The organism is Cytobacillus sp. FSL K6-0265 (assembly GCF_038003465.1).
In the GTDB taxonomy this organism is placed as follows: domain Bacteria; phylum Bacillota; class Bacilli; order Bacillales; family Cytobacillaceae; genus Cytobacillus; species Cytobacillus stercorigallinarum.
On record NZ_JBBOPE010000001.1, the window covers coordinates 2546182 to 2569016 of the forward strand.

Consider the following 22835-nt stretch of genomic DNA (forward strand, 5'->3'; position numbering starts at 1 on the left):
AACGATTTTTAGATTATTCTTACGATTGTTTAGCCAATAATTTTCTCTTTCATTTCTTTTTTCACTTCTGCACATCTACTTGGAGACGGAAATAGCTTGCCAGCATTTAAAAGATTATCTGTATTAAACACTGAGCGAATATCCGTTTGTGCTGCAATTTCCTCATCAGTGAAAACGAAGCGCATTTCTTCTCTCTTTTCAATACCTACTCCATGTTCACCTGTAATTGTCCCACCAACATCTGCACACACTTTTAGACAAGCACTTCCAGCTGCCAGCGCTTTCTCTGTTTCACCAGGAATTCTCGCATCAAATAAAACAAGCGGGTGTAAATTGCCATCCCCAGCATGAAATATGTTTGCAATTCGTAAACCATATTCTTCACTAATCTTATTGATTCTTCTAAGAACTTCAGGTAATTTACTACGAGGAATGACGCCATCTTGAACAAGATAATCAGGTGATATAGCCCCCATTGCGCCAAATCCTGTTTTTCTATTAGCCCACCATGCTGCCCGTTCTTGTTCATTCTTAGCTGCTCTTACCTCTCTCACATTACGATTACGACAAACCGATAAAATTTGTTCAATTTGGTCATCAATTCCCGCTGCAATCCCATCTACCTCTATCAATAAAACAGCTGCAATATCTTTCGGATGGCCAACAGGGAATGACGCTGCTTCCACTCCTTCAATAGCTGTCTTATCCATCATTTCAAGGGCTGCCGGAACAATTCCTGCAGAAATGATATCCGATACAGCTTGACTGCCGTCTTCAATATCATCAAAATAGGCTAACACGGTTTGTTTTCCTTCTGGGTTTTTCAGTATTCTGACGATGATTTTTGTTACAATACCTAAAGTACCCTCTGAACCTGTAATAAGGCCTAACAGGTCATAACCAGGTTCATCTAAAACACCGTTTTTACCAATTTCAACAATTTCTCCAGTGGGTAGGACCAATTCTAACCCTAAGATGTGGTTTGTTGTCACACCGTATTTTAAACAATGGGCACCTCCAGCATTCTCAGCCACATTCCCACCAATTGTACAGCAATATTGACTTGATGGATCTGGTGCATAGTAATAACCACGTTCAATAATTTGATTTGTCAGTTTCAAATTCACATAACCAGGCTCGACAACTGCTCTTCTATTATCAAGGTCAATATCAATTAATCTTTTCATTTTAACTAGGCTAATAATGACCTCATTATTAAGTGGAATTGCTCCACCACTCAACCCTGTGCCCGCACCTCTAGCTAAAAAAGGTAAGGCATGATCATGACAATACTTGACGATACGTGCCACTTCTTCCGTTGAATGAGGAAAAACAACCGCTCTCGGTAATGATTTATGAATCGTAAATCCATCACAATCATAACTGATCAAATCTTCTTTATGATAAAGAATCGCTTGTTTATCATTTAACAATTGAGAGAGCCCATGAATATGGCGATCGTTTGTTTTTAATTTCTTTTTCTTCATCCTCTACTCTCCTTTTGATAAGCCCAATCTAATAATTGAACGGTATGAACAATCTTTTGACTGCGGCCATGTTTTTTCACACCAATCGCCATTTGCAACATACATCCAGGGTTCCCCATCGAAATCATCTCGACATCATCTGGTACATTTTCCATTTTACTTTCTAATACTGCTCCTGCCATTTCTGGATTAGTAATATTATAAATACCAGCACTCCCACAACATCGATCCGCATTCGGCATATGGACCATCTCTACCCCCGGAATATTTAATAACAAATCTCGTGGTTCCTCTCTAACTCCTTGACCATGAGCAAGATGGCAGGCATCGTGATAAGTAATTCTTTTATTCAAGGAAGCTGTTGGCTTTTCATAACCAGTATCATAAAGAAACTTCGAAATATCCTCCACTTTATCTGCTAATGCTTCAGCTTTTTCTCGCCACTCAGGTTCATCCTTAAATAATTCACCATATTCCTTCATCATACAACCACATCCTGCTGCATTGACAATAACCGTCTCATCGTTCTCAAAGGCAAGAATATTTTGTTTGGCTAGTTTTCTTCCCATATCTCTATCACCTGCATGAACATGTAATGCCCCACAACAGGTTTGATTTTGCGGAATATGAACATCATTACCATTATGTGTTAACACGTTTATAGTAGATTCATTGACATCACTAAACATAACATCCATTACACAACCCGTTAACATCGCCACTTCACGTTTACTTTCTTTTTTTGCTTTAATTACTGACCCATTACGATGTTTTTTCTTTACTGATGAATGAATATTAGGCATGACTGCTTCCATATCGACTAAATGTTTAGGCATGATTTGAATGAGCTTCGTTTTTCTTACCAATGTTTGCATCCCGCTTTTTTGGTAAAACTTCAGCAGTCCACCTAATGTTTGCAGACGATTTTCATGTGGAAATATTCCATGTAAAAATAACTTGTTCACAGACTTTTTCCAGCCTTTTAGAGGGATCGCTTGCCTTACCTGTCCCCGTGCTTCTTCAATTAACCCACCGACATCTACATCAGCCGGACATGCTGTTGTACAAGCTCGACAATCTAAACAAGCAAATACAGGGTCCATAAATTCTTCATTTACCGTTAATTTCCCTTCTGCCACTGACTTGATTAAATAAACTCTCCCCCTTGGCGAATGCTGTTCTTGACCTGTTTGCTCATAGGTTGGACAAGATTCTAAACACATGCCACAATGCACACAGTCTGCCCATTTCGTTTCATCAGGCGCATCACTCCATAAATAATTACTCACTCCGTCTTTACAAGCTGGTTGCTTTAATTTTTGTTGTGAGACCGCCACCTATATCCCTCCTACATAACGCTTACGGTTTAAGATTTTTTTTGGATCGACCTTCGTTTTAATTCCTTCTAGTAAATACTGAGCACCTTTCGTCTCTCCCCATGTATCAAAAACTAATCTTTGTGCTAACGGTAAATGTTTAACAATACAATAACCACCATTTTCATTTGTTATGTTTCTTATTTTTGTAAGCGTTTCAATCATTTCTCTCTCTTTCCCTTTAATATAAAGCTGCATCAAGCCATGACCTACTCCTCCATGCGTATATATATCAATGTTGTCTTTTTTTCTAATCTCCATTACTTTTAGAAGAATATCTATGACGTTTAGATTAATTGTCCCTATTTTAGCAACAGCAAAGAGTTTTTCATCTTTATCATGTTCTGGCCCCTTATCAAAAGGCAGTTGATAAAGTCGATCCCATAACTGTTTTTCCTCGTTATTTCTAAGAACAGTCAGTTTCATTTCTTCTTCTACTAAGCTTTGAATATACTTGATTTGATAGTCCACTGATTTTTCGACATCTTCAAAGCTTACAAGTAAGGAAAGTTTATTTATGCCGCTAATTTCATATGAAACAACAGGATCAAGTAACTCACAACTAATTGGTTCAATACTATTATTTAATAATTTTCTAGTAAAAGAATAAATCTTATTCCTATCTTCACCTTGAAAAGATATGATGCAAGTAGCTGTACTCTTTGCCAGCGGACGCAATTTAACAGTCACTTCAGTTATTACTCCAAGTGTCCCCATGGAAGAAATAAATAACTTATTCATGTCATAGCCAGCTACATTTTTGACTACCTTACCACCCGTTCGAATCACCTTACCATCTGGGTAGACTACTCTTAATCCAATGACTGCATCTCTTGCTGAACCATAATTTAGTCTCTTCGGTCCACTATCATTACTTCCTATCACACCACCAATTGTACTTACGTAGGGCATAAAGGGATCTAATGCTAGCTTTTGATTAAAAGCCTCTAAATAACGTTGCACATCCTCAAGTTTTGTTCCTGCTTTCACTGTTAAAGTCATATCTCCACTATGATGTTCAACAATCCCCGTAAACTTTTCCATAGAAATAAGTAAATCAGCTTGATCGATTAATCCCCCATAACCCCTTTTAGATCCAGTACCTTGGATATTGACTGTGAATTGATGCATATGAACAAAAGCGAAAAGTGCACTTAACTCTTCTTCAGATGTCGGATATACGGTGTATTGTCCGCTGTTACCAAACAAATCAGGTTCAGTCATTTCATACTCTAGTTTATTAGTTGTTAAATACTCCGCTATAGAAAGAACATCATTCATCAATTTCCTTACCTCCTTTTTGTTCGCTATTACAAAACATCGTTTCTTAAATAGCGAAAAATTTTAACTACATACTAGATGTTTCTTGTAACATTTCTTCCACTGTGGACAAATGCATAAGCATTTCTTCTGAAGCTTTTTTGCTCTTTCGTTCTTTAATTGCTTGGAAAATGCTCATATGTTGGGCTTCAATGATTGAAACTTTTTCTTTATTGTTCTGTATATATTGATGGAACTTTACTAGCGTTTGCTTTAATGGTGCTGAAATTAAGTCTATAAATTGCAGTAATACTGTGTTGCCTCCAATACAAGCAAGCTTTTGGTGAAATAAGAAATCTGATTCCCACCCCTTTTTGGTTGTAAGTATATAATGTAAATCTTCTACATCCTTTTCTGATCTGTGATTGGCTGCTAATTCCGCTAACCCTACCTCGACAATCTTACGTGCTTGAAAGAGTTCTCTTATATCCTTTTCATACAAATTCCAATACTTACTTCCCAGCAATGTATGAACATCAAACGCTTTCACATAAGTACCTTCTCCTTGCTTTACCTCAACTAGTCCCTTCCCTTTCAAAGCAGTAATTGCATCTCGAATCGCGGAACGCCCGACACCAAAAGACTCACAAAGCATGCGGACTGATGGAAGTTTTTCACCTATTCGATATTGACCTTCGAGAATCATTTCCTCTAACTTCTCTTCAATTATATGTGAGACTTTCTTCGTCTCAATCTTTTCAATTGCCAAAATCACCACATCCTGTTATATATCACATATCAGATAAGTTAATTTTATTAAAACACCTGATAAGAATAATTGCAACTATTTTTAGAATAAACTGATAATTTTTTAGTTAAAGAAAGTGACTAAGCCATTCTACAATTTTGCTTTGAACAATCCTACATTTAGAGAATTCAACTAAAATTAGCAGGATGTATATTATCCGTGTTTAAGATTGGTACAGAACTGGGTATAAATAAATAAGCGCCTCATTACATTCGTAATAAGACGCTCTTTCAAAAATTTAAATGATAGATTAGTTGATGCGATTCACACGGCCGTTAAATGCTTTAGCCCAATAACCACTTGACATGTCAGCAATAGCTACACCTGTGCTGCTTTGTGAACCGATGAATTTACCGCCACCGATATAAATACCAACATGACCATCTGTTTTATAAGTATTAAAGAATACCATATCCCCAGGTTGCATTTGGCTTGCTGGAACTGGCGTACCTTGATTTTTCAATGCATCCGTACTAGAACCTACACTATAGCCACCTTGAGCAAACGCCCAATGTACGAATCCTGAACAATCAAAACGTCCTGCAGCGATATCAGATGCTGAGCGACCGCCACCAAATACATAAACTGAATTTCCGATATATTTATTACCTGCTGAAATGACTGCTTGCATACCACTACCAACAGTTGTAGATGCTGGTGCAGAAGATGATTTTTCTGAAGACTTAGATTTAGAACTACTATTAGAACTACTATTAGAGCTAGTAGCATTTGTAGTTGAAGCTGATTCATTATTTGTAACACTTGCTTCTACAGGAGCTTGTCTAGCCATACTACTTTCAATTTCAGCTTGCATTGATGCTAAGTCAACATCTTTAGCTTGTAGCTTGGATTTTTTTTCAGCTGCAACTTCTTCTTTTTCTTTTAATTCAGCTTTTAATTTATTATTTTGTGCTTCCTGTTCTTTTAGTTGCTCGCGCATACCTTCAAGATCAGTCATTTTTTCATTTAGTGAAGTTAACTCTTTATCTACTGTTGCTTTCTTTTCTTCTACTTCTTTTTTATCTTTATCATGTTGAATTAATAATTCTTCGTCTGCATCGACAATTTTAGAAATCGCACCAACGCGATCAACAAAATCACTGAAGCTAGTTGAACCTAGAAGAACTTCAATATAGTTAACGTTAGAGCCACCGCTATTTTGGATAGCCACTGCACGCTCTTTTAAGATTTCACTTCTCTTGTCAATTCTTTCTTGAATGACTTTAATTTCTTCTTCAAGTTTTTTTACTTTTGCTTTCGCTTCTTCAATTTCTTTTTCTGTTTCTTTAACGATTTTCTCGTTATCGGCTACTGCTTTGTCTACTTTTGCAATTTTCTCTTCTAGACCATTTAATTCAGTTAATACAGTTGCAAGTTCTTTTTCTGCTTTCGAAAGATCAGATTTGACATCAGAGCGTTCTTTTTTAATGTCATCCAGAGATTCTGCGTTCACTGCTGGAAGTGCGAAGGCTCCAAGGCCTAACATAATTGTTGTGTTTAATGCGATAATCTTTTTCTTCACTCATTTTCCCCTGCCTTTTTAACATTTTTCCTTTTTTATGTATGTTTTATCTATTTTGTCTATTTTTCTATGTTTTTTTTACTATAGTTCACTTTTATATGTCGGTATATTATCTAGTACAAAATGCATTATATCATCCCTTTTTGACATTCAGGTAATAGCAATGTTACAAATATATTACTAATCCGACATATTTCATCATTTTTTTATTACAAACTGAAACTTTTTCCTAAAAACTTGTATTTTTTTGCACCTTTCTCCTAATCTCTTTGGCCTAATAAAGAGGAGGGCTACTTCATGATCTGTAAAAATCTAGTTTTTTTCAATTATTTAATACAGTCTCCATGAAAACATACTAACTTCATTATTTCAATGATTAACCCCTATAGTACAGAATACGTTAAATAGGTGAGTAAAGATTGTGAGTCAATTGTTGGTGGACTAGATGAACAAATTTAAAGTTGGTAGACTTTCATTCTTTTATCCAAAAATGAAATATTTGTATTACAAAACAACAGTAATTAAATGAACTAGGAAGATTACTTGCCTTTTAGCACCTAAGCAATATAACAGAAACAAAAAAAGAGACCCATTAGTCTCTTATATCTAAAAGATGTAATAGATCTTCTTCCGTAAGAAAGTCTTCTGTTTCTCTGTCAATGATCGTATGAATTAAATCTTTTTTGCGATACTGCATTTCTTCCATTCTTTCCTCAATCGTACCTTTAGCGATTAATTTCACGACAACGACATCTTTTTTTTGACCGATGCGGTAGGCCCGGTCCGCTGCTTGGCTTTCAACTGCTGGATTCCACCATGTGTCATATAAAATAACAGTGTCTGCACCTGTTAAATTCAAACCAGTGCCACCAGCTTTTAATGATAATAGGAAAAGATTCTTTTCCCCACTATTGAACTGTTCGCACATTTCTACTCTTTCTTTTGCGGTAGTATGACCATCTAAATAAAAGAATTCTTCCCCTTGAAAGGAGAGTTCACTACTGATAATTTCAAGCATGCTAGTGAATTGAGAGAATATGAGCACACGGCGATTCGCCTGTTTTGCTTCTTGTAATAAAGTCAATAATTGATCTAGTTTAGCTGAGCGGCCATGATAGTCTTCTACAAATAATACCGGGTGACAACATAACTGTCTTAACCTCGTTAGTCCTGCTAAAATTCGTATACGATTTTTCCTTAACGTCCGTTTATCTAAATGCTTTAATGTATCTTCTTTTAATTTGGCTAAATACGCTAAATAAATTTTTTGTTGTTCTTTATATAAATCTATTCTTTCGATTTTTTCTTCCTTAACAGGAAGCTCTTCCAATACCTCTGTTTTCATTCTTCGCAATACAAAAGGTTGAATGATTCGAGCAATCGCAGCATTATTTAGTTCACTAAATTGTTGTAAGCCGAGAAATAAATCTGGGAAGATAATATGAAAGACAGACCATAAGTCTTCAATTGCATTTTCAATCGGCGTACCTGTTAACGCAAATTTATATTGTGATGATAATTGTTTTACAGATTTATGCGTTTCAGTTAGTGGATTTTTAAAACTTTGTGCTTCATCAAAGATAATCGTATGAAAACGTTCATTTTTCAACCATTGAATGTCTTTTCTTAATAACGTATATGATGTAATAACTACATCTGCTACATGAATATCTTTACGTAATAATTGTCTTTCGCTCTGTTTGCCATCTAATATCACTACATTCATATCCGGTACAAACTTCATCCATTCTTGTAACCAATTGTAGAGTACGGCTGAGGGACATACAATAAGAGCAGGTGACTGTTTATGTCTTATTTCATCTATATAAGAATAGATGAAAGTAATCGCTTGTACCGTTTTCCCAAGCCCCATATCGTCTGCTAAAATTCCACCAAATTGGTTTTCTGCCAGCTTTCTCATCCACTGATAACCTTCTATTTGATAGGGCCTTAATATTGACGAAAAATGCCCTGGTAGAGGATAGTCATCTTTATTAAGGTTTTTAAATTCTTGAAGGAAATTTCTTATAGATGCTTCGAAGGCAATCGTTTCTTCCTTCGTTTTTGCAATAAGCTGTAAACCCCGAGCAAGTGTTGCCTCACTCCAATTTTCAGCTTGCAGAGGTACTTCGTTTAAAAAAGCCTTAATTTGTTGATAATCTTCAGTTTCTAAAGATAATAATGCCCCGTTCTTGAGGCGATAGTATTTCCGTTTATGTTCAATTGCGTTTAGGATTTCTTTAATTTCTTGCTCAGGAATCCCTTCAATATCAAATTTAAATTGTAACCAATTCATGCGCTCTTTTTTCATTTTCACTCGAATGATTGGGCGCGTTTTACCTTTATCAACCCTCATCTTTATGGCTTTAGTCGTATATGTACGTACAAGCTTTTGTAAATCAGGTAAAATATGCATTAAAAAATGATATTCTAATTCTTCATTTTGAATATAATATCCTTCATCCGTTTTTGTAAAAGAGGCCTGTTCCATTAAAGAGAGGATTTGCTCCTCTTCTTCTATATTTCTAAATAGAACCTTTTTAGCTTTTTCTTCATCTAAGGGATTAAAACTTAATTTGCCGTAATGAAACTCCAAACTTGCTAATAATTTATGATTTAAGCGATCTAAATAAAGCTTTGCCACAAGGGGTGCTTGCATATATTGCTTTTTAATCGTATCAGCTATTGTTATCGTCGCTAGCTTCTTTAACCCAGGCACTACTTTATGTAAGAAAAATGAGATTTGTTCATTCGCAATCCGCAATTTCCCATCCTTTTGCATCATCTTTAACAATTCAGTTAAGCGTCTAAAGTCTTGTTTGGGCCAACGATAAAAGCACCCCTCTTTATATACAACTTGATAATAAGGTAAAAGCTGAAAAGAATCACTTTGATTGTAAGACAAGACAGCCGTATTTTCAGCTTCGTTAAAAGAGAGTTCAAAAGTGATGGGTAAAGGTTGCTCTGATAATCTCATCGTTTGTAACTGTTTGTTCTCTTCTATAAAGTGACTATTTCCTAACTGAATAATGTTTTCCATTACTTTTTCCCATGTTAATGAAGGAATGAATAACCATTCTTGCTTTCTTTCTGCATTCTCTAATAGTTGGATAATATTAGCGATTGGCTCAGCTACATAATGTGCACTAGCATCCAAAAGAAGTCCATTACTTTCTTTATATACCCTTCCTTGCCTAAAAGAACGGAACCAATCGAGAGGAGAGGATATAGGTAGATCTTGATAGATAAATGATAGCGCTAGCCTTGTTTCATTCTTCCATTGCACCATACGGCATTGTATATGGATTTCTAATTTTTTTCTATACTCAAAATGGGCTTGTTCATTTATTTCCGGCATCTCTTTTGCAAATAAGGAGAATAGTTGATTCGCATCTGAGTCCGCTCTCACTCTGTTCTTTTTTTGACAGGCAATATAAACGGCCGCTAAATGCTGACATTCTTTACGATAAGAAGAGAGTTGAGGGCAACTACACTTTGACTGTATCTCACCATTTGTCCATTCTATTTCCACATTGAAGTGTTCTCCGCTTTCAACAACTGCATAGATTTTGTTTTCTTCTATTGTTATAAAGTTGACTTTCCCTGCAGAAAAAAAAGCTTTACCACGCTTAAAAGAAACAGCTCCACATCTTTCAATAATCATTTTGTCAGTGAGGTTCAATTCCACAAATCATGCTCCTTTATTCAAATGTGCTTCTATTATAACAAACCTATACATAAAGATTGTATAGCAAAAACTTTCTATTCATTGCTAAATGAATGTTTTGAAAGTGTATAAAAGGATATATGAATAGTAGAAACAAAAAATACAAACGGAGGAGATTAAATGTTTAAATTTATCCTTTCCTTATCCGTCCTACCATTCGTCCTTTTTCTAAACTTAACTGCTGTTCCAAGTGGGGAACCAGTTGCAGCAAAGGATACTATCATTGAAAATAAAACGAGTCAAGAATCAACAAATACCGTTTCGACATTAAAAGAGAAATTACATAGCAACCTGACAGAACAAGACGTAATCGATCAGTTTGGTCAGCCTGATCAAAAAATGAAAGATGATATGTATGGCTTACCCACTTTTCGCTATGATTTTAAACAGGATGAACATTATGCATTAGATGCTGATTATCAGCTCGTTGACATGGAAGCTTTAAAAAATAATCAATTAGAGGCCATTATATACTTTGATTTTGATCATAACAAAAATATTAGAAGTGCAGCACTCTATTATGTAAACGATGAGGAGAAAATTGAAGAATACCGTATATTTGCTGACGGCACAGAAAAAAAGTTGGTGATTGAATAGTAGAGCTAACCTAAAGGCGGTAGATAAAAAGAAAAAGTCAGTCTCGTTATCACTCATATACGGGACTGACTTTTTCTTTCCTTTGACAATCATTTATATTTATTAAGCGCTCGCCTTAAGAGCGACCGTTCTAATCATTCTTCTTTATTCAACTCGGCTGCTTTCCTTTGAATAGTAATAATTAGCTTTACTAATACAACTGTACCTGCGATATTTGCTATTAGACTTGAAAGTAATAATAGTATTGCAACGATTGGCGAAACATCTAGTTTAAAGGAAAAATAGAGTAATACAATACCTATAAATATTAGAAGAAAGCCAGGATATTTTTTCACCACATCACCACCTATCGAAACCATATTTTTATCTGTTGCTGAAGTTTAACTCTTTTGTTTATCACAGGTCTCTCCTCTAAGTACCGACACATCTTCCACTGTTCTTAGGAGAAAACTCATGACATGTTCATTAATCCAATCTTGCCTTTTCCCAATCATAATATAAGTCTGTTCTCCGGTCACGCCAAGTTGTTACAGATCCTTTTTTTCTAACTTCATACAATAAATGAGGATCGATATCAGCTGTAATAATCATATCATTATTTAATTCACCCTCAGCTAAAACACCTTGCGGAGGAAATGGGATATCGTTTGGTGTTATGATAGCTGCTTGCCCAAAATTTGCACGCATAAATTCAACTGTAGGCAGTGATCCCACTGTCCCAGCACCAACGACATAGATTTGGTTTTCGATTGCTCTTGCGTGAGAAGTGTATCTGACGCGGTGAAAACCATGACGGTCATCTGTACATGAAGGGCAAAAAATAATATCTGCTCCTTTCGCGACTGCCATGCGGACTATCTCAGGAAATTCTATATCATAACATGTAAGAATCGCAATCCTACCTTTTTCGGTATCGAAAACTTTTAGGTCCTCACCTTCTGTAATACCCCACTCATATATTTCAGTCGGTGTCAAATGAAGCTTTGCTTGTTCTTCTATCCGTCCATCCGGGAAAAAAAGATGCGCCATATTATAGAGCCGATTATTACGCCTGATTACGTGAGTACCTGCAATAATATGCATATTTGTTTCAATAGCTAATTGAGAAAACAGGGATTGATATTGTTTCGTAAAACCTGGTAATTCTGCAATCGATAAACTCTCACCGGTTTCACTACCAATTGATAATAATTGAGTAGTAAAAAATTCCGGAAACAATACAAACTCAGAATCAAACTCTTTTGCAGTAAGAATATAATGCTTACACTGACGAGCAAAATCCTCAAACGAACGAATCGTATGCAAATGATACTGCACACTAGAAACTCTCATCTTCATTGTCATCCTCCTTATCTTTTGGGCATAATAAAACCCAGAGAAAGAAAACCGCATTCTTTCTACCGGGTAAACAAGTCATTCTTTAAATTTCTTACCTTTTATTATGATAAATAATCATCAATTTGACAACCTTTAATTATTGGTACTGTACATGATGTAAGTTCGCAAATATTCCTCCAAGAGCGAGTAACTCTTCTTCAGTTCCCTCTTCCGTTATACCATTTTCAGTAACGACCATGATTTTATCGGCATTTTTAATCGTGGCAAATCTATGAGCTATAACAAGTGTCGTGCGGTCTCTAGATAACTCGGTTAGGGCCGACTGAATGAGTTTTTCAGTTTCCGTATCAAGTGCTGAAGTGGCTTCATCTAAGATTAAAATCGGTGGATTTTTCAAAAACATTCTTGCAATGGCTAGACGTTGCTTTTGCCCACCAGAAAGTTTCAACCCTCTCTCACCAATTTGTGTATCAAATCCATCAGGTAATGTATCAATCCATTGAGTTAGATGAGCTTTGCTTGCTGCTAATATGATTTCCTCTTCCGTTGCATCTAACTTGCCATAAGCAATATTCTCTTTAATGGTGCCTGTAAACAAAAAGACATCTTGTTGCACGATACCAATTTGCTTTCTTAAAGCGTTTTTTGTCATATCTTGAATGTTGATACCATCAATCGTGATGGCTCCTTTATCGACATCATAAAATCTTGGAATTAATGAACAAATCGTAGACTTTCCAGCGCCTGAAGGTCCAACAAAGGCAACCGTTTGTCCAGATTGAATATGAAAGTTCAAATCTTGTATAACTTTTTGATTATCACTGTACCCGAATGTGACATCGTGAAAAGTAATATTCCCTTGTAATGAATCAACTTCTATTGCATCAGGCTTATCATTTATATCTGGGTCTTGATCCATCATTTCTATGAAACGCTTGAACCCCGCCATTCCTTTTGGATAAAGTTCCATTAACGCACTAATTTTATCAATCGGCTTTAATAGAAGATTGGCATATAATACAAAGGCGACCAACTCTCCTGGTGCTAACTGATTATTGAACGCTAACCAAGCACCAAAAACTAAAACAGACAGAATTAATACTCTCGTGAGGAAATAGACGCCTGATAATGTGATCCCCATCACTTTATAACCTCGAAGCTTAGCCGAACGAAACCTTCTATTATCTTTTGTAAATCTTTCAATTTCAAAAGCTTCATTTGTAAAAGACTGAACAACACGGGCACCAGAAACACTATCTTCCACTCTACCATTCACTTCGGCAATTTCAGTATACATTCTTCTCCATGCTTTATTCATAGAAATATTACAATATGCGATAAGCCATACAAGGAACGGTACAATAAATATTGCTACTAGTGCAAGCTTCACATTAATGGTTAACATGATCCAAAAAGCACCGACAAAAGTCATCACTGCAATAAAAAGATCTTCTGGTCCATGATGGGCTAACTCACCAATATCCATTAAGTCATTGGTTGTCCGGCTCATAATATGACCGGTTTTCGTATTATCAAAGAAACGAAAAGATTGCCTCTGCACATGTGTAAATAATTGCTGTCTCATATCTGTTTCAATATTAATACCCAGTTTATGTCCCCAGTAGTTAACAACAAACTGTAGCCCAGTACTCGTAAAATAAAGAGCAAACAAACCAGCACTAACCGCAACAATCATTGACCAATTGTTTGTTGGTAGTAATTCATCGACAAACCAACTAACAGCTAATGGAAAAGCTAATTCTAGTAGAGCAACGATAATGGCGCAACTAAAATCAATAATAAATAGTCTTTTATGGGGTAAATAATAAGTGAAAAATCTTCTAAACATGCTATTCTCCTAACATTCAAAATATATCTTGGATTATATGCTTCGAAGATAAAAGTTACAATACCTTTTGACTTTATTTACACCACTGTTTATTCGTTTCAACCACTTTTCCTGTTGAATCGTGTATGGAAACTGGTAGACATCCTGTTGCTAACAATTCCCCTGTAAGATAATCACTTACTGCCTGTATACTCGCTCTCGATTGACTAAATGTAGAAATAAAGCCTTGTACAAAATCCCATTGTTCATAGTGATAAGGAGCTGTTGTCGAAATCACTAATACTGACTTCTCTCCCTTTTGTAAGTTGTTCTTCAATAACGCGTCTTTTTTATGATGTAAAATATAAATTAATCGTTCTGCCTCTTCTTCGGTTGTAACGGTGATTCCTGATTTAACTAATAATTCAGTTAACCGTTTGTTCGATTGATGATTACTACCATCATCTATAAATGCCACTTTCTCACCCTTTCGAATCGGAAGTGTCTCATCTCGTTTTATAATTGTAATCCCTTTTTCAGCCGCTTCTTTTTCTACCTAAAGATGTTCTTCAGAACGGATGACATCATTCGTGTTATGTTCTTTAATTAGTTGTGCTTTCAAGTTTAGAATCCTTAGAACAGATAAATCAATTCGTTTCTCACTAATAACCTCCGTTTTGACGGCATTTATCAGCGCCTGCTTAACAGTTCGTGCTTCGCTTGGCATTAATAATATATCTGCACCAGCCTTAACAGCAGAAATAGCGGCATCCGCTGCTGTAAAAGAGCTAGCAACCGCTTGCATATTTAGGGCGTCTGTTATCACTACCCCATTAAACCCGAGATGTTCGCGAAGCAGATTCGTTGTTATTGCTTGAGATAGCGATGCTGGATAAAGTGACTTCTCAATATTCGGATAAGCAATATGAGCAGTCATAATGGACTGTAGGCCATTGTCTATTAAAAATTGAAAAGGAATGAGCTCATTTTTCTTTAATTGCTCGATAGACTTAGACACAGTGGGGAGCCCTTTATGAGAATCAACTGTTACATCACCATGACCTGGAAAATGCTTTGCTACAGCCACTATTCCTTCTTCATGGAGCCCTTTCATAAAAGCAGCGCTCATCTTTGCACCTAAGTACGGATTTTCCCCAAAAGAGCGGACACCTACAATGGGATTTAATGGATTACTATTCAAATCAACTACTGGTGCGAAGTTCATATTAAAACCTAATGAATCCAACTCCTCCCCTAATACAGAGGCAACACGTTTTGTAAGTCCAAGATCACCACTAGCTCCTAAAGCCATATTCCCGGGCATCTCTGTTAAGAATGGGAGGCGATTCACAATTTCTCCACCTTCTTGGTCCACACTTATAAAGAAAGGAATGCCACGATTGAGGTGCTGTAACTCTGTTGTAAAACGCTTTGTTTGTTCTATCGATTGAATATTTTCCTTAAAAAAAATGATCCCGCCAGGTTGGAGTTGCTCTATTTCACGAATGATTGAATCATTCACACCTATTTGTCCGCTCCCGACTGTTTGATTTAAATCGACCATCAACATCTGCCCTATCTTTTCTTCTAAACTCATTTGATGGAGTTGCTGGGTAACGTTCGCTTTTTCGATAGTTAAAGCTTGAACTCCCAAACCATCCTGCAATAGAAACATGAAACAAATACATAATAAGAAACGTCTCATCTAGCTTTCACATCATTTCATTAAATAATAGAAAAGAGGCGCTATCCGCACCTCTTCTCTATTATGTGTTTTTTGATATTAATTTATGTTTTGCTTTCATAAACAATTGAAAAAACACTTCTGCAATCACTAGTCCCACCGCAATCGCACCAGATATCATAAATGCCTTTGCAGCCAATTGGATGGCCATATTATAATCATTTAATACAAAATGTCTCATTGCATCGTAGGAAATACCACCTGGTACCAATGGAATTATTCCCGCAACACTAAAGATGATAATAGGTGTACGATAGATTTTTGCGAAAATGTGACTAATCGCTGAAATGAACACAGCAGAAATTAACGAAGCAGGGATCGCGTCATAATGATTGTTCACAAGAATGATGTAGATGATCCAGCCAACCATTCCAACAAAACCACAACGAAGCAATGATTTTCTGGGCGCATTAAAAATGACACCGAACGATGCAGCCGCAATAAAACTTGTAAACAAATGTGTAATAACCATTGTCATGCATTTCGCACCTCTCTTTCATTTAACTCATTGTTGCAAAGACAACAGCAACCCCAGCACCTATAGCAAATGCCGTTAAAAACGCTTCTGCTCCCTTAGATAAACCTGAAACAAGATGTCCCGCCATTAAATCTCTTACTGCATTCGTAATCAGTAATCCAGGTACAAGAGGCATGACTGAACCAATAATAATTGTATCCAGTTGCTCACCTAAACCGACTTTCACAAACAGCATGGAGATCACACCAATAATTAGAGAGGCAAGAAATTCAGAAAAGAAGCGAATTTGTACTACTCTCTGTAAAAAAATAAAAGAAAGGAAACCAACACCACCAGCAATAAAGGCAGGAAAAAAATCATCCCACTGGCCTAAAAACATAATCATAAAACAAGCACTAGCGATCGCTGCTGCAAGTACCTGTTGATAAATAGGGAATGTATAATTTGCCTGTTCAATTTCCATTAACTTTTCATATGCTTCTTGTCTTGTCAGTTCGCCATTACTTACTTTTCTAGATACACTATTTACTAATGTTACCTTATATAGATCAGTAGAACGTTCCGAGATTCTGATTAATTTCGCTGGGTTTGTGTCATCTGTCGAAAAAACAATTCCAGTAGGAGTAACATAACTATGTGAATTAGGAATCCCTAATGCCTCAGCTATTCTCGTCATCGTATCTTCTACACGATATGTTTCTGCTCCAGATTGCAGCATAATTTTACCTGCTAATAAACAGAGCTCAATTACTTCAAATACATTTTCATTATTTTTACTCAAAGAAAAATCCCTCCATGTCTGTCAATATCTTATTCTGAAGGTCCATAATTACGCTTAACTATCGTATACGAATTCGTTAAAATAAGGAAGTATTGAGAAGAAATACAGAATTATTTAATTATATCCCTTCTCAAGTTATGTGAAGGGACATTCATAACTTATAGAATATGTATTTATGTCATATATATAACAGAATACCATTATCGGCATCGTGCTGAAACTTACGATATAACGAAAAAAGGGCTTTAAAAAGGCGACTATATTCGTCATCCTATTTTAAAGAACCCTGTCACATTCTATTACATGCAATTTTAACTAAATCTCTTTCCATTATTCTGCCCCATAAACCTTGCATTGAGCTGTCCTTGTATCATTTTCTTTCTTGTTTCGCGATCTTCTTTCACCTTTTCTTTCTTATATTCCATGCGTATTTCATCTGTTCTTACACCTTCTTCTCGTTTATTTGCAATATCTATTAACCTTTCTACATCCGAAAAAGAGTATTTGCGATTACCACGATCAGACCTTGAAGGAAATATCAATTTCCGTTCTTCATAGTATCTAATTTGCCTTTCGCTTAATCCAGTAAGTTCACTAACAGCGCCAATTGAAATGACTTTTCTTTCCTTATATGACCATTCATTTTCCATCTGCAGACCACCTATTTTTAAAGGTTTTATTTCTATTATACAGAATTGTTAAAAAATTTCACTAGTTATGTTAAAAAAAATAACATGAAATAAATCACGTTAGATTTTCTTACAATTCAGATGATTTTTTACAACAAACGTTTTAGAATGACATCATCATCAATTTAAAGGAGCAGAAAAAAATGCAATATTTACGTAAAGCGGTGGAAAAGAAGCGAAATTACTTAATTAAGTTATTACAAGAATATGGTTTGCAAGATCAGAAGCTTCAAAGCTTAACACTGTCTGAACTTGAAGGATTATCAAAAAAACATTTATCGATTAAATAATCAAAATTCATTGGGGGATTTAACAAATGGAAAATGAAGAAGCAGTTCAATTAGCAAAAAAAATTATTGAACTCGACTTATTAAGAGACGAGATATGGGAGTATTATGCGGCTCTTACAGGAGATGATGCACATAAACTTCTTCGTCTTGTACAAAACAGTTAAATCAGGATATTTGTTAAATTCTCTAACTGATTATGTCGAGATTGTGGATAACGTTGGTTATATTACTCCAATTCATATATAAAGATTGAACCTATTCCTATATTGATGAAACGAACGCCATTCCTAGTAATAGCGGAATTAGCTCGTTTCTTTTTTTATTTATCCTGAGCATTCTGTTTTAGGGCAACCATGTTGTACGAGAAATATGATAAAATGAATATTGAAATCATGTCAGAATTTCCTCATGCTGATTAATATTCCCACTAAAAGGAGGGTTATCAATGCCCATTTGGTTACTTATTGCCTTTAGTATTTTAGTAGGATTAATTATCATAGAAGAAGTTTTATATTATGTAGTCAATCGTTCACTTCTTTATAAAACCCGTGAAAATGATGAAAAAGCAATACGAAGCAAACGATGGTCTCATTTAAAAGAAAAGTATATAAAATTCAGAGCGAAAAAAACAGGAGTTGAGTAACTTGTTTACAATTACCAAAGAGGCTATTCAGGCACTCTTAGAATGGAGCGGTCAAGACAAAGTAATGATTCGCTTCCGAATTATGACCCCTTGTTGTAACCAACGGAAATATGATCTTACTCTAACCGATACGATCACAGCACAAGATGCTATTTTTACATATGATACCGTTCAAGTTATTTATCACCCTTCAGATTTACCTTATCTACAAGACACAATGATTGATTATAGCGATGGTGGATTCTTTATTCGGCACCCACATCCGCTCGTACAACCATTTTAAAATTGTTCAAGAAGCTGCTCTTGAACAATTTTTTTGATTATAAACTATTCAGTAATTCCGGATAATCATTATGAACAGAATTCACCAATTCTGATACTTTAACCATTTGCATTTCATCACTGCCAAAAGGTTTGCATAATGATTTTAACTGAAGTGTATCATTGCTATATATCCACTTATCCCCTGCATCTCCTGTCAACATAACCGGCATCCGATGATGAACAGACGACATGATCTCATTTGCTGCTGTGGTTAAAATACAACATGATGTAAAAAGCTCATCCCCTTGTCTATATTCGCTCCAGATTCCCGCCATCGCAAAGGGCCTTTTGTCAAGCAAAGTGAAATGAAAAGGCTGGCTTTTATGACCTTCTATTTTCTTCCATTCGTAAAAACCATCTGCTAAGACTAAACAGCGACTGGTACGAAAAGAGTGCTTAAAGCTAGGTTTCACATCCACTGATTCTGCACGGGCATTAATGAAGGAAGTACTATTATGCTTTGCTTTTGACCACGGTGGTATGAACCCCCATGTCATTTTCCTCCCAACTTTCTCTCCTTGTTCCTCTATTATAGCTAAAACTTTTTGCCCTGGTGCAATATTATACCTTGGTAAATCCGCTACCTCATGATAGTAAAATTCAAATGTTTTTTGAAGAATGAATACTTCTTCTGATAAAGTAAATCGACCGCACATCATACCAACCCCTTTCCTTTTAGAACGTGAACTTTTTACTTCAATAAAATAAAAAGAAGGGCATCAGCCCTCCTTTCATTAATAACGATCGGCATCATGTCCCATCTGCTCAGCATGACCAGGTGCATCATCGCCATCTTTATCACCAAGTGGACGACCTTTATGCATGCCTGTTTCTTTCCGAGCATTCGCTAAACCTTCTCTCAACCTCTTGCCATATTCATCATCCGCTGATTCGGCTAATGAAATCATTTTATCTTGTATCACCTTAGCACATATGGAGAGATCATTAACTAAGTTTTTGATCAATTCATCTTTTTCCCAGTCTTCAAATTCACGGAATGTATGACCAGCCTGTTTTGTATTATCATCACGATCAATTGATTCCCGAACGAGCTCCCCACTGACTTTTGGTGTATGTTCTTTACCGGATTGCTCTGATTCTTTTAACCCCCCTAAGCTGGACGGTTCGTAGTTAATATGTGGATTTTGTCCAGTTCCTTTATCCACATAGTACGACATCTGCCCACCGCGCTGATTTGTCGCTTGATTTGTTTTCGGCTTATTAATAGGTAATTGTAGATAGTTAGATCCGACGCGATATCTTTGCGTATCTGAATAAGAAAATGTTCGACCTTGCAACATTTTATCATCAGAAAAATCAAGTCCATCGACGAGTACCCCTGTACCGAAAGCAGCTTGTTCGACTTCATTAAAGTAATCTTCCGGATTCTTATTTAACACCATCTTACCAATATGAAGCCATGGAAATTGATCCTCCGGCCATAATTTAGTATCATCTAATGGGTCAAAATCTAATTCTGGATGCGCATCATCACTCATGATTTGCACAAAGAAGTCCCATTCAGGATAATTACCTTTTTCTATTTCATCATATAAGTCTTGTGTAGCATGATTAAAATTTTTCGCTTGAATCTTTTCAGCTTCCTCTTGGGTTAAGTTTTTAATTCCTTGCTTCGGTTCCCAATGATATTTTACAAGTACCGCTTCTCCATCTTGGTTAACCCATTTATATGTATTCACACCCGAACCTTGCATTTGGCGATAGTTTGCAGGTATGCCCCAAGGAGAATAGAGAAATGTGACCATATGAAAACTTTCAGGTGAGTTAGAACAAAAGTCAAAAAACCTCTCCGAGTCTTGAATATTTGTTAATGGGTCTGGCTTAAATGCATGGACCATATCAGGAAACTTCATTGCATCTCGAATAAAAAATACTTTTAAATTATTCCCTACCAAATCCCAATTCCCTTCTTCGGTGTAAAACTTTGTTGCAAACCCTCTTGGATCCCGTAGTGTTTCCGGTGAATGTCCACCATGGATTACAGATGAAAAGCGAACAAACACTGGCGTCTTCTTCCCTTTTTCTTGGAAAAGTTTCGCTCTTGTATATTTTGATATCGGTTCGTCCCCAGCCATTCCTGTCGCTTCAAAATAACCGTGGGCGCCAGCGCCTCTTGCATGCACTACCCTTTCTGGAATACGCTCACGATCGAAATGACTTATCTTTTCAATAAAATCATAATTTTCTAAGGTTGCTGGTCCTCTGTTACTCACTGTTCGTATGTTTTGGTTATTCGTAACTGGATGTCCTTGACGATTGGTCAATGTTTCTTCTTGTTCTAATTTTTCATTTTCATCATTATTCATAAGAAAAAACCTCCTTTTACATATCTTTCCTTCAGTAATATGTCCAAGTTAGACTTTTTCTATGTATAATTTTATGGACGAACAACAAATAACTCTCCTTGATAAGCAAAAGATATACGACCAGACTCTTCTGATACCACTAAGATAACGGCATCCGTTAGTTCTGATAAACCAATCGCTGCCCGATGTCGCGTACCCAGAACGCGTCCATTCACTTCCATATTGGTTAAAGGAAGAATATTACCAGCTGATTTGATCATATCCCCACGAATTAAGGTTCCTCCATCATGTACAGGGCCACCAGGATAAAAAATGGTTTCTATTAAAGCTTGACTCACTTTTGCATCGATTTGAATGCCATTATGGATAAATGGTGTGACATCCACTTCGCGCTCTATAATGATTAAACCACCGTGACCTTTGTTCGATAATGTTTGTCCCGCCAATGATATGCTAGAAAAATGGTTTGTAAACGGTGCTAAATAATGTTGCAAATAATAAATCGCAGTTAAATTATGAGCATCAGACACAGTTTGTTGAAGCTGTTCGAATTCTGTTAAAATGCAACAATCAACGCCAATATTAATATTTGATAAATGAGTAAGTTGAACTTCAATCTCTTTGATATATTTTTCAAGTGTGTTCTGGTAGTGTTCCAGGCCATATTGCATTTTTTTCTCCTTTCATGGGAGTATTTTTTCTACTTATTATATATTTTGATTGATCGACCATTAATTATGTTTATTTTTTGTTGTTAGTTTTAGACAAAAAAGAGGCGATTGTTAAATTAAAAGGATCGTTAGTCTATGAAAAGGAAAAGTTGGCTCACTATTTTGAGAGTATATAATCCTTTATTACGGGGAGGTTTGTTGGAGAAGTGGAAGATGAGTTGAATGAAAATTAGAACGGGCTAAATCATTAGTAAACTAATAGCCGATAGGTTATAAAAACCTATCGGCTATGACTATGTTTAATACTTATTAAAAATTTACAGCCTCTGTTTTACGTGCTTGTTTTGCATGTATTTTTTTCATTGCAAATCTTGCAATAGGCTGGGCAATTAACAATTCAATCCAAAATGCTACACCAAAGTTCCTGAACCAACTATGAAAAAAATGCTGAAATGGTTCAAGGCTTATTTGTTTCGTACCAACCCATGTTCCGATAATTGTAAGAAGAATAGATAAGATTGTAACATTTAAAAGAGTATTTAATAAAACTCTGGCATTAAACCCATCTGTTTCTCCTACAAATATTGGCATCACTTTACCAACTAAAGGTCCCGCAACAAATCTTATTAATATAATGACGATTATCCACATAACCGGAATAATCTTTAATGTTTTCAAGTAATTTTCCTTACTGAAACCGAATTCCATCCCCATAATTATCGGTGCGATAGTGTTGACAGAAATAATCGAAATAATCAACATAAATATTATGCCTTCTTTTGGACTTTGAGGCAGTCTATCTTCCCTATACATATTGTTACCCTCCGAAAAAATAAAAATTTCAGATGGCAGACGTATCATTCGACATATATTTTTGGTTAGGAAAACTCATACCAATATCTCTACTCACTGATTATTTTATTTTAACCAGGTTTTCAAATGAAT

General features: G+C 35.9%; 23 protein-coding genes. 5 read left to right on the forward strand and 18 right to left on the reverse strand.

From position 1 onward, the window contains the following. Positions 1 to 29 precede the first annotated feature (29 nt). The 6 genes from MHH73_RS12855 to MHH73_RS12880 form a co-directional block, all read right to left on the reverse strand. The gene (locus tag MHH73_RS12855) at positions 30 to 1487 is read right to left on the reverse strand and encodes an FAD-linked oxidase C-terminal domain-containing protein (RefSeq protein WP_341067279.1); all 1458 of its coding nucleotides are present in this window, start codon (positions 1485 to 1487) and stop codon (positions 30 to 32) included. Next, on the reverse strand, positions 1484 to 2824 hold the full coding sequence (locus tag MHH73_RS12860) for a (Fe-S)-binding protein (protein WP_191814503.1): 1341 nt from the start codon (positions 2822 to 2824) through the stop codon (positions 1484 to 1486). The genes MHH73_RS12855 and MHH73_RS12860 overlap by 4 nt, the downstream gene beginning before the upstream one ends. Next, positions 2825 to 4144 (reverse strand): FAD-binding oxidoreductase, encoded by a 1320-nt coding sequence (locus MHH73_RS12865; RefSeq protein WP_225230627.1) that lies wholly within the window; start codon positions 4142 to 4144, stop codon positions 2825 to 2827. Between the two features lie 67 nt (positions 4145 to 4211). After that, the gene (locus MHH73_RS12870) at positions 4212 to 4892 is read right to left on the reverse strand and encodes a FadR/GntR family transcriptional regulator (protein WP_341067285.1); all 681 of its coding nucleotides are present in this window, start codon (positions 4890 to 4892) and stop codon (positions 4212 to 4214) included. A gap of 289 nt (positions 4893 to 5181) precedes the next feature. Further along, positions 5182 to 6453, reverse strand: a complete 1272-nt coding sequence (locus tag MHH73_RS12875) for a C40 family peptidase (protein WP_341067288.1) — start codon at positions 6451 to 6453, stop codon at positions 5182 to 5184. A gap of 592 nt (positions 6454 to 7045) precedes the next feature. Beyond that, complete coding sequence (locus MHH73_RS12880; RefSeq protein ID WP_191817258.1) at positions 7046 to 10141, reverse strand: SNF2 helicase associated domain-containing protein; 3096 nt, start codon at positions 10139 to 10141, stop codon at positions 7046 to 7048. Between the two features lie 159 nt (positions 10142 to 10300). Here MHH73_RS12880 and MHH73_RS12885 point away from each other — a divergent pair, with 159 nt between their 5' ends. Then, positions 10301 to 10777: a hypothetical protein gene (locus tag MHH73_RS12885; protein ID WP_191817259.1), complete on the forward strand. Its 477-nt coding sequence runs from the start codon at positions 10301 to 10303 to the stop codon at positions 10775 to 10777. 134 nt (positions 10778 to 10911) lie between these two features. On the opposite strand, the gene MHH73_RS12890 is transcribed toward MHH73_RS12885, so the two are convergent. The 8 genes from MHH73_RS12890 to MHH73_RS12925 all read right to left on the reverse strand — a co-directional run bounded on the left by MHH73_RS12890 (position 10912) and on the right by MHH73_RS12925 (position 17596). Beyond that, complete coding sequence (locus tag MHH73_RS12890; RefSeq protein ID WP_191817260.1) at positions 10912 to 11112, reverse strand: hypothetical protein; 201 nt, start codon at positions 11110 to 11112, stop codon at positions 10912 to 10914. 130 nt (positions 11113 to 11242) lie between these two features. After that, positions 11243 to 12115: a carbon-nitrogen hydrolase family protein gene (locus MHH73_RS12895; RefSeq protein ID WP_191817261.1), complete on the reverse strand. Its 873-nt coding sequence runs from the start codon at positions 12113 to 12115 to the stop codon at positions 11243 to 11245. Between the two features lie 136 nt (positions 12116 to 12251). Next, positions 12252 to 13964 carry an ABC transporter ATP-binding protein gene (locus tag MHH73_RS12900; protein ID WP_341067294.1) on the reverse strand — a complete coding sequence of 571 codons (1713 nt, stop codon included), beginning with the start codon at positions 13962 to 13964 and terminating at the stop codon, positions 12252 to 12254. A gap of 73 nt (positions 13965 to 14037) precedes the next feature. Continuing rightward, a complete protein-coding gene (locus tag MHH73_RS12905; protein ID WP_341067297.1) occupies positions 14038 to 14421 on the reverse strand; it encodes a glycoside hydrolase family 3 C-terminal domain-containing protein in 384 nt (127 codons plus the stop codon). A 78-nt stretch (positions 14422 to 14499) separates the two neighbouring features. Further along, positions 14500 to 15597 (reverse strand): glycoside hydrolase family 3 protein, encoded by a 1098-nt coding sequence (locus tag MHH73_RS12910; RefSeq protein ID WP_341067301.1) that lies wholly within the window; start codon positions 15595 to 15597, stop codon positions 14500 to 14502. Positions 15598 to 15709: 112 nt separating this feature from the next. After that, the gene (locus MHH73_RS12915) at positions 15710 to 16159 is read right to left on the reverse strand and encodes a threonine/serine exporter family protein (protein WP_191817286.1); all 450 of its coding nucleotides are present in this window, start codon (positions 16157 to 16159) and stop codon (positions 15710 to 15712) included. 28 nt (positions 16160 to 16187) lie between these two features. Continuing rightward, positions 16188 to 16946 (reverse strand): threonine/serine exporter family protein, encoded by a 759-nt coding sequence (locus MHH73_RS12920; RefSeq protein ID WP_191817264.1) that lies wholly within the window; start codon positions 16944 to 16946, stop codon positions 16188 to 16190. Between the two features lie 311 nt (positions 16947 to 17257). Next, the gene (locus MHH73_RS12925) at positions 17258 to 17596 is read right to left on the reverse strand and encodes a MerR family transcriptional regulator (protein WP_191817265.1); all 339 of its coding nucleotides are present in this window, start codon (positions 17594 to 17596) and stop codon (positions 17258 to 17260) included. A gap of 182 nt (positions 17597 to 17778) precedes the next feature. On the opposite strand from MHH73_RS12925, the gene MHH73_RS12930 reads away from it, so the two are divergent. The 4 genes from MHH73_RS12930 to MHH73_RS12945 all read left to right on the forward strand — a co-directional run bounded on the left by MHH73_RS12930 (position 17779) and on the right by MHH73_RS12945 (position 18851). After that, the gene (locus MHH73_RS12930) at positions 17779 to 17925 is read left to right on the forward strand and encodes a Fur-regulated basic protein FbpA (RefSeq protein ID WP_191817266.1); all 147 of its coding nucleotides are present in this window, start codon (positions 17779 to 17781) and stop codon (positions 17923 to 17925) included. Between the two features lie 26 nt (positions 17926 to 17951). Beyond that, on the forward strand, positions 17952 to 18089 hold the full coding sequence (locus MHH73_RS12935) for a hypothetical protein (protein WP_180316959.1): 138 nt from the start codon (positions 17952 to 17954) through the stop codon (positions 18087 to 18089). A 281-nt stretch (positions 18090 to 18370) separates the two neighbouring features. Beyond that, positions 18371 to 18568, forward strand: coding sequence for a hypothetical protein (locus tag MHH73_RS12940; protein WP_191817267.1), 198 nt, complete (start codon positions 18371 to 18373; stop codon positions 18566 to 18568). Position 18569: 1 nt separating this feature from the next. Continuing rightward, on the forward strand, positions 18570 to 18851 hold the full coding sequence (locus MHH73_RS12945) for a HesB/IscA family protein (RefSeq protein WP_191817268.1): 282 nt from the start codon (positions 18570 to 18572) through the stop codon (positions 18849 to 18851). Between the two features lie 37 nt (positions 18852 to 18888). On the opposite strand, the gene MHH73_RS12950 is transcribed toward MHH73_RS12945, so the two are convergent. From MHH73_RS12950 to MHH73_RS12965, 4 genes are all read right to left on the reverse strand, one after another. Then, positions 18889 to 19548: an SOS response-associated peptidase gene (locus MHH73_RS12950; protein WP_191817269.1), complete on the reverse strand. Its 660-nt coding sequence runs from the start codon at positions 19546 to 19548 to the stop codon at positions 18889 to 18891. Between the two features lie 78 nt (positions 19549 to 19626). Then, a complete protein-coding gene (locus MHH73_RS12955; RefSeq protein ID WP_191817270.1) occupies positions 19627 to 21219 on the reverse strand; it encodes a catalase in 1593 nt (530 codons plus the stop codon). A 71-nt stretch (positions 21220 to 21290) separates the two neighbouring features. Continuing rightward, the gene (gene cdaS / locus MHH73_RS12960) at positions 21291 to 21890 is read right to left on the reverse strand and encodes a sporulation-specific diadenylate cyclase CdaS (RefSeq protein WP_341067310.1); all 600 of its coding nucleotides are present in this window, start codon (positions 21888 to 21890) and stop codon (positions 21291 to 21293) included. A 309-nt stretch (positions 21891 to 22199) separates the two neighbouring features. After that, a complete protein-coding gene (locus tag MHH73_RS12965; RefSeq protein ID WP_341067313.1) occupies positions 22200 to 22703 on the reverse strand; it encodes a hypothetical protein in 504 nt (167 codons plus the stop codon). Between the last annotated feature and the right edge of the window lie 132 nt (positions 22704 to 22835).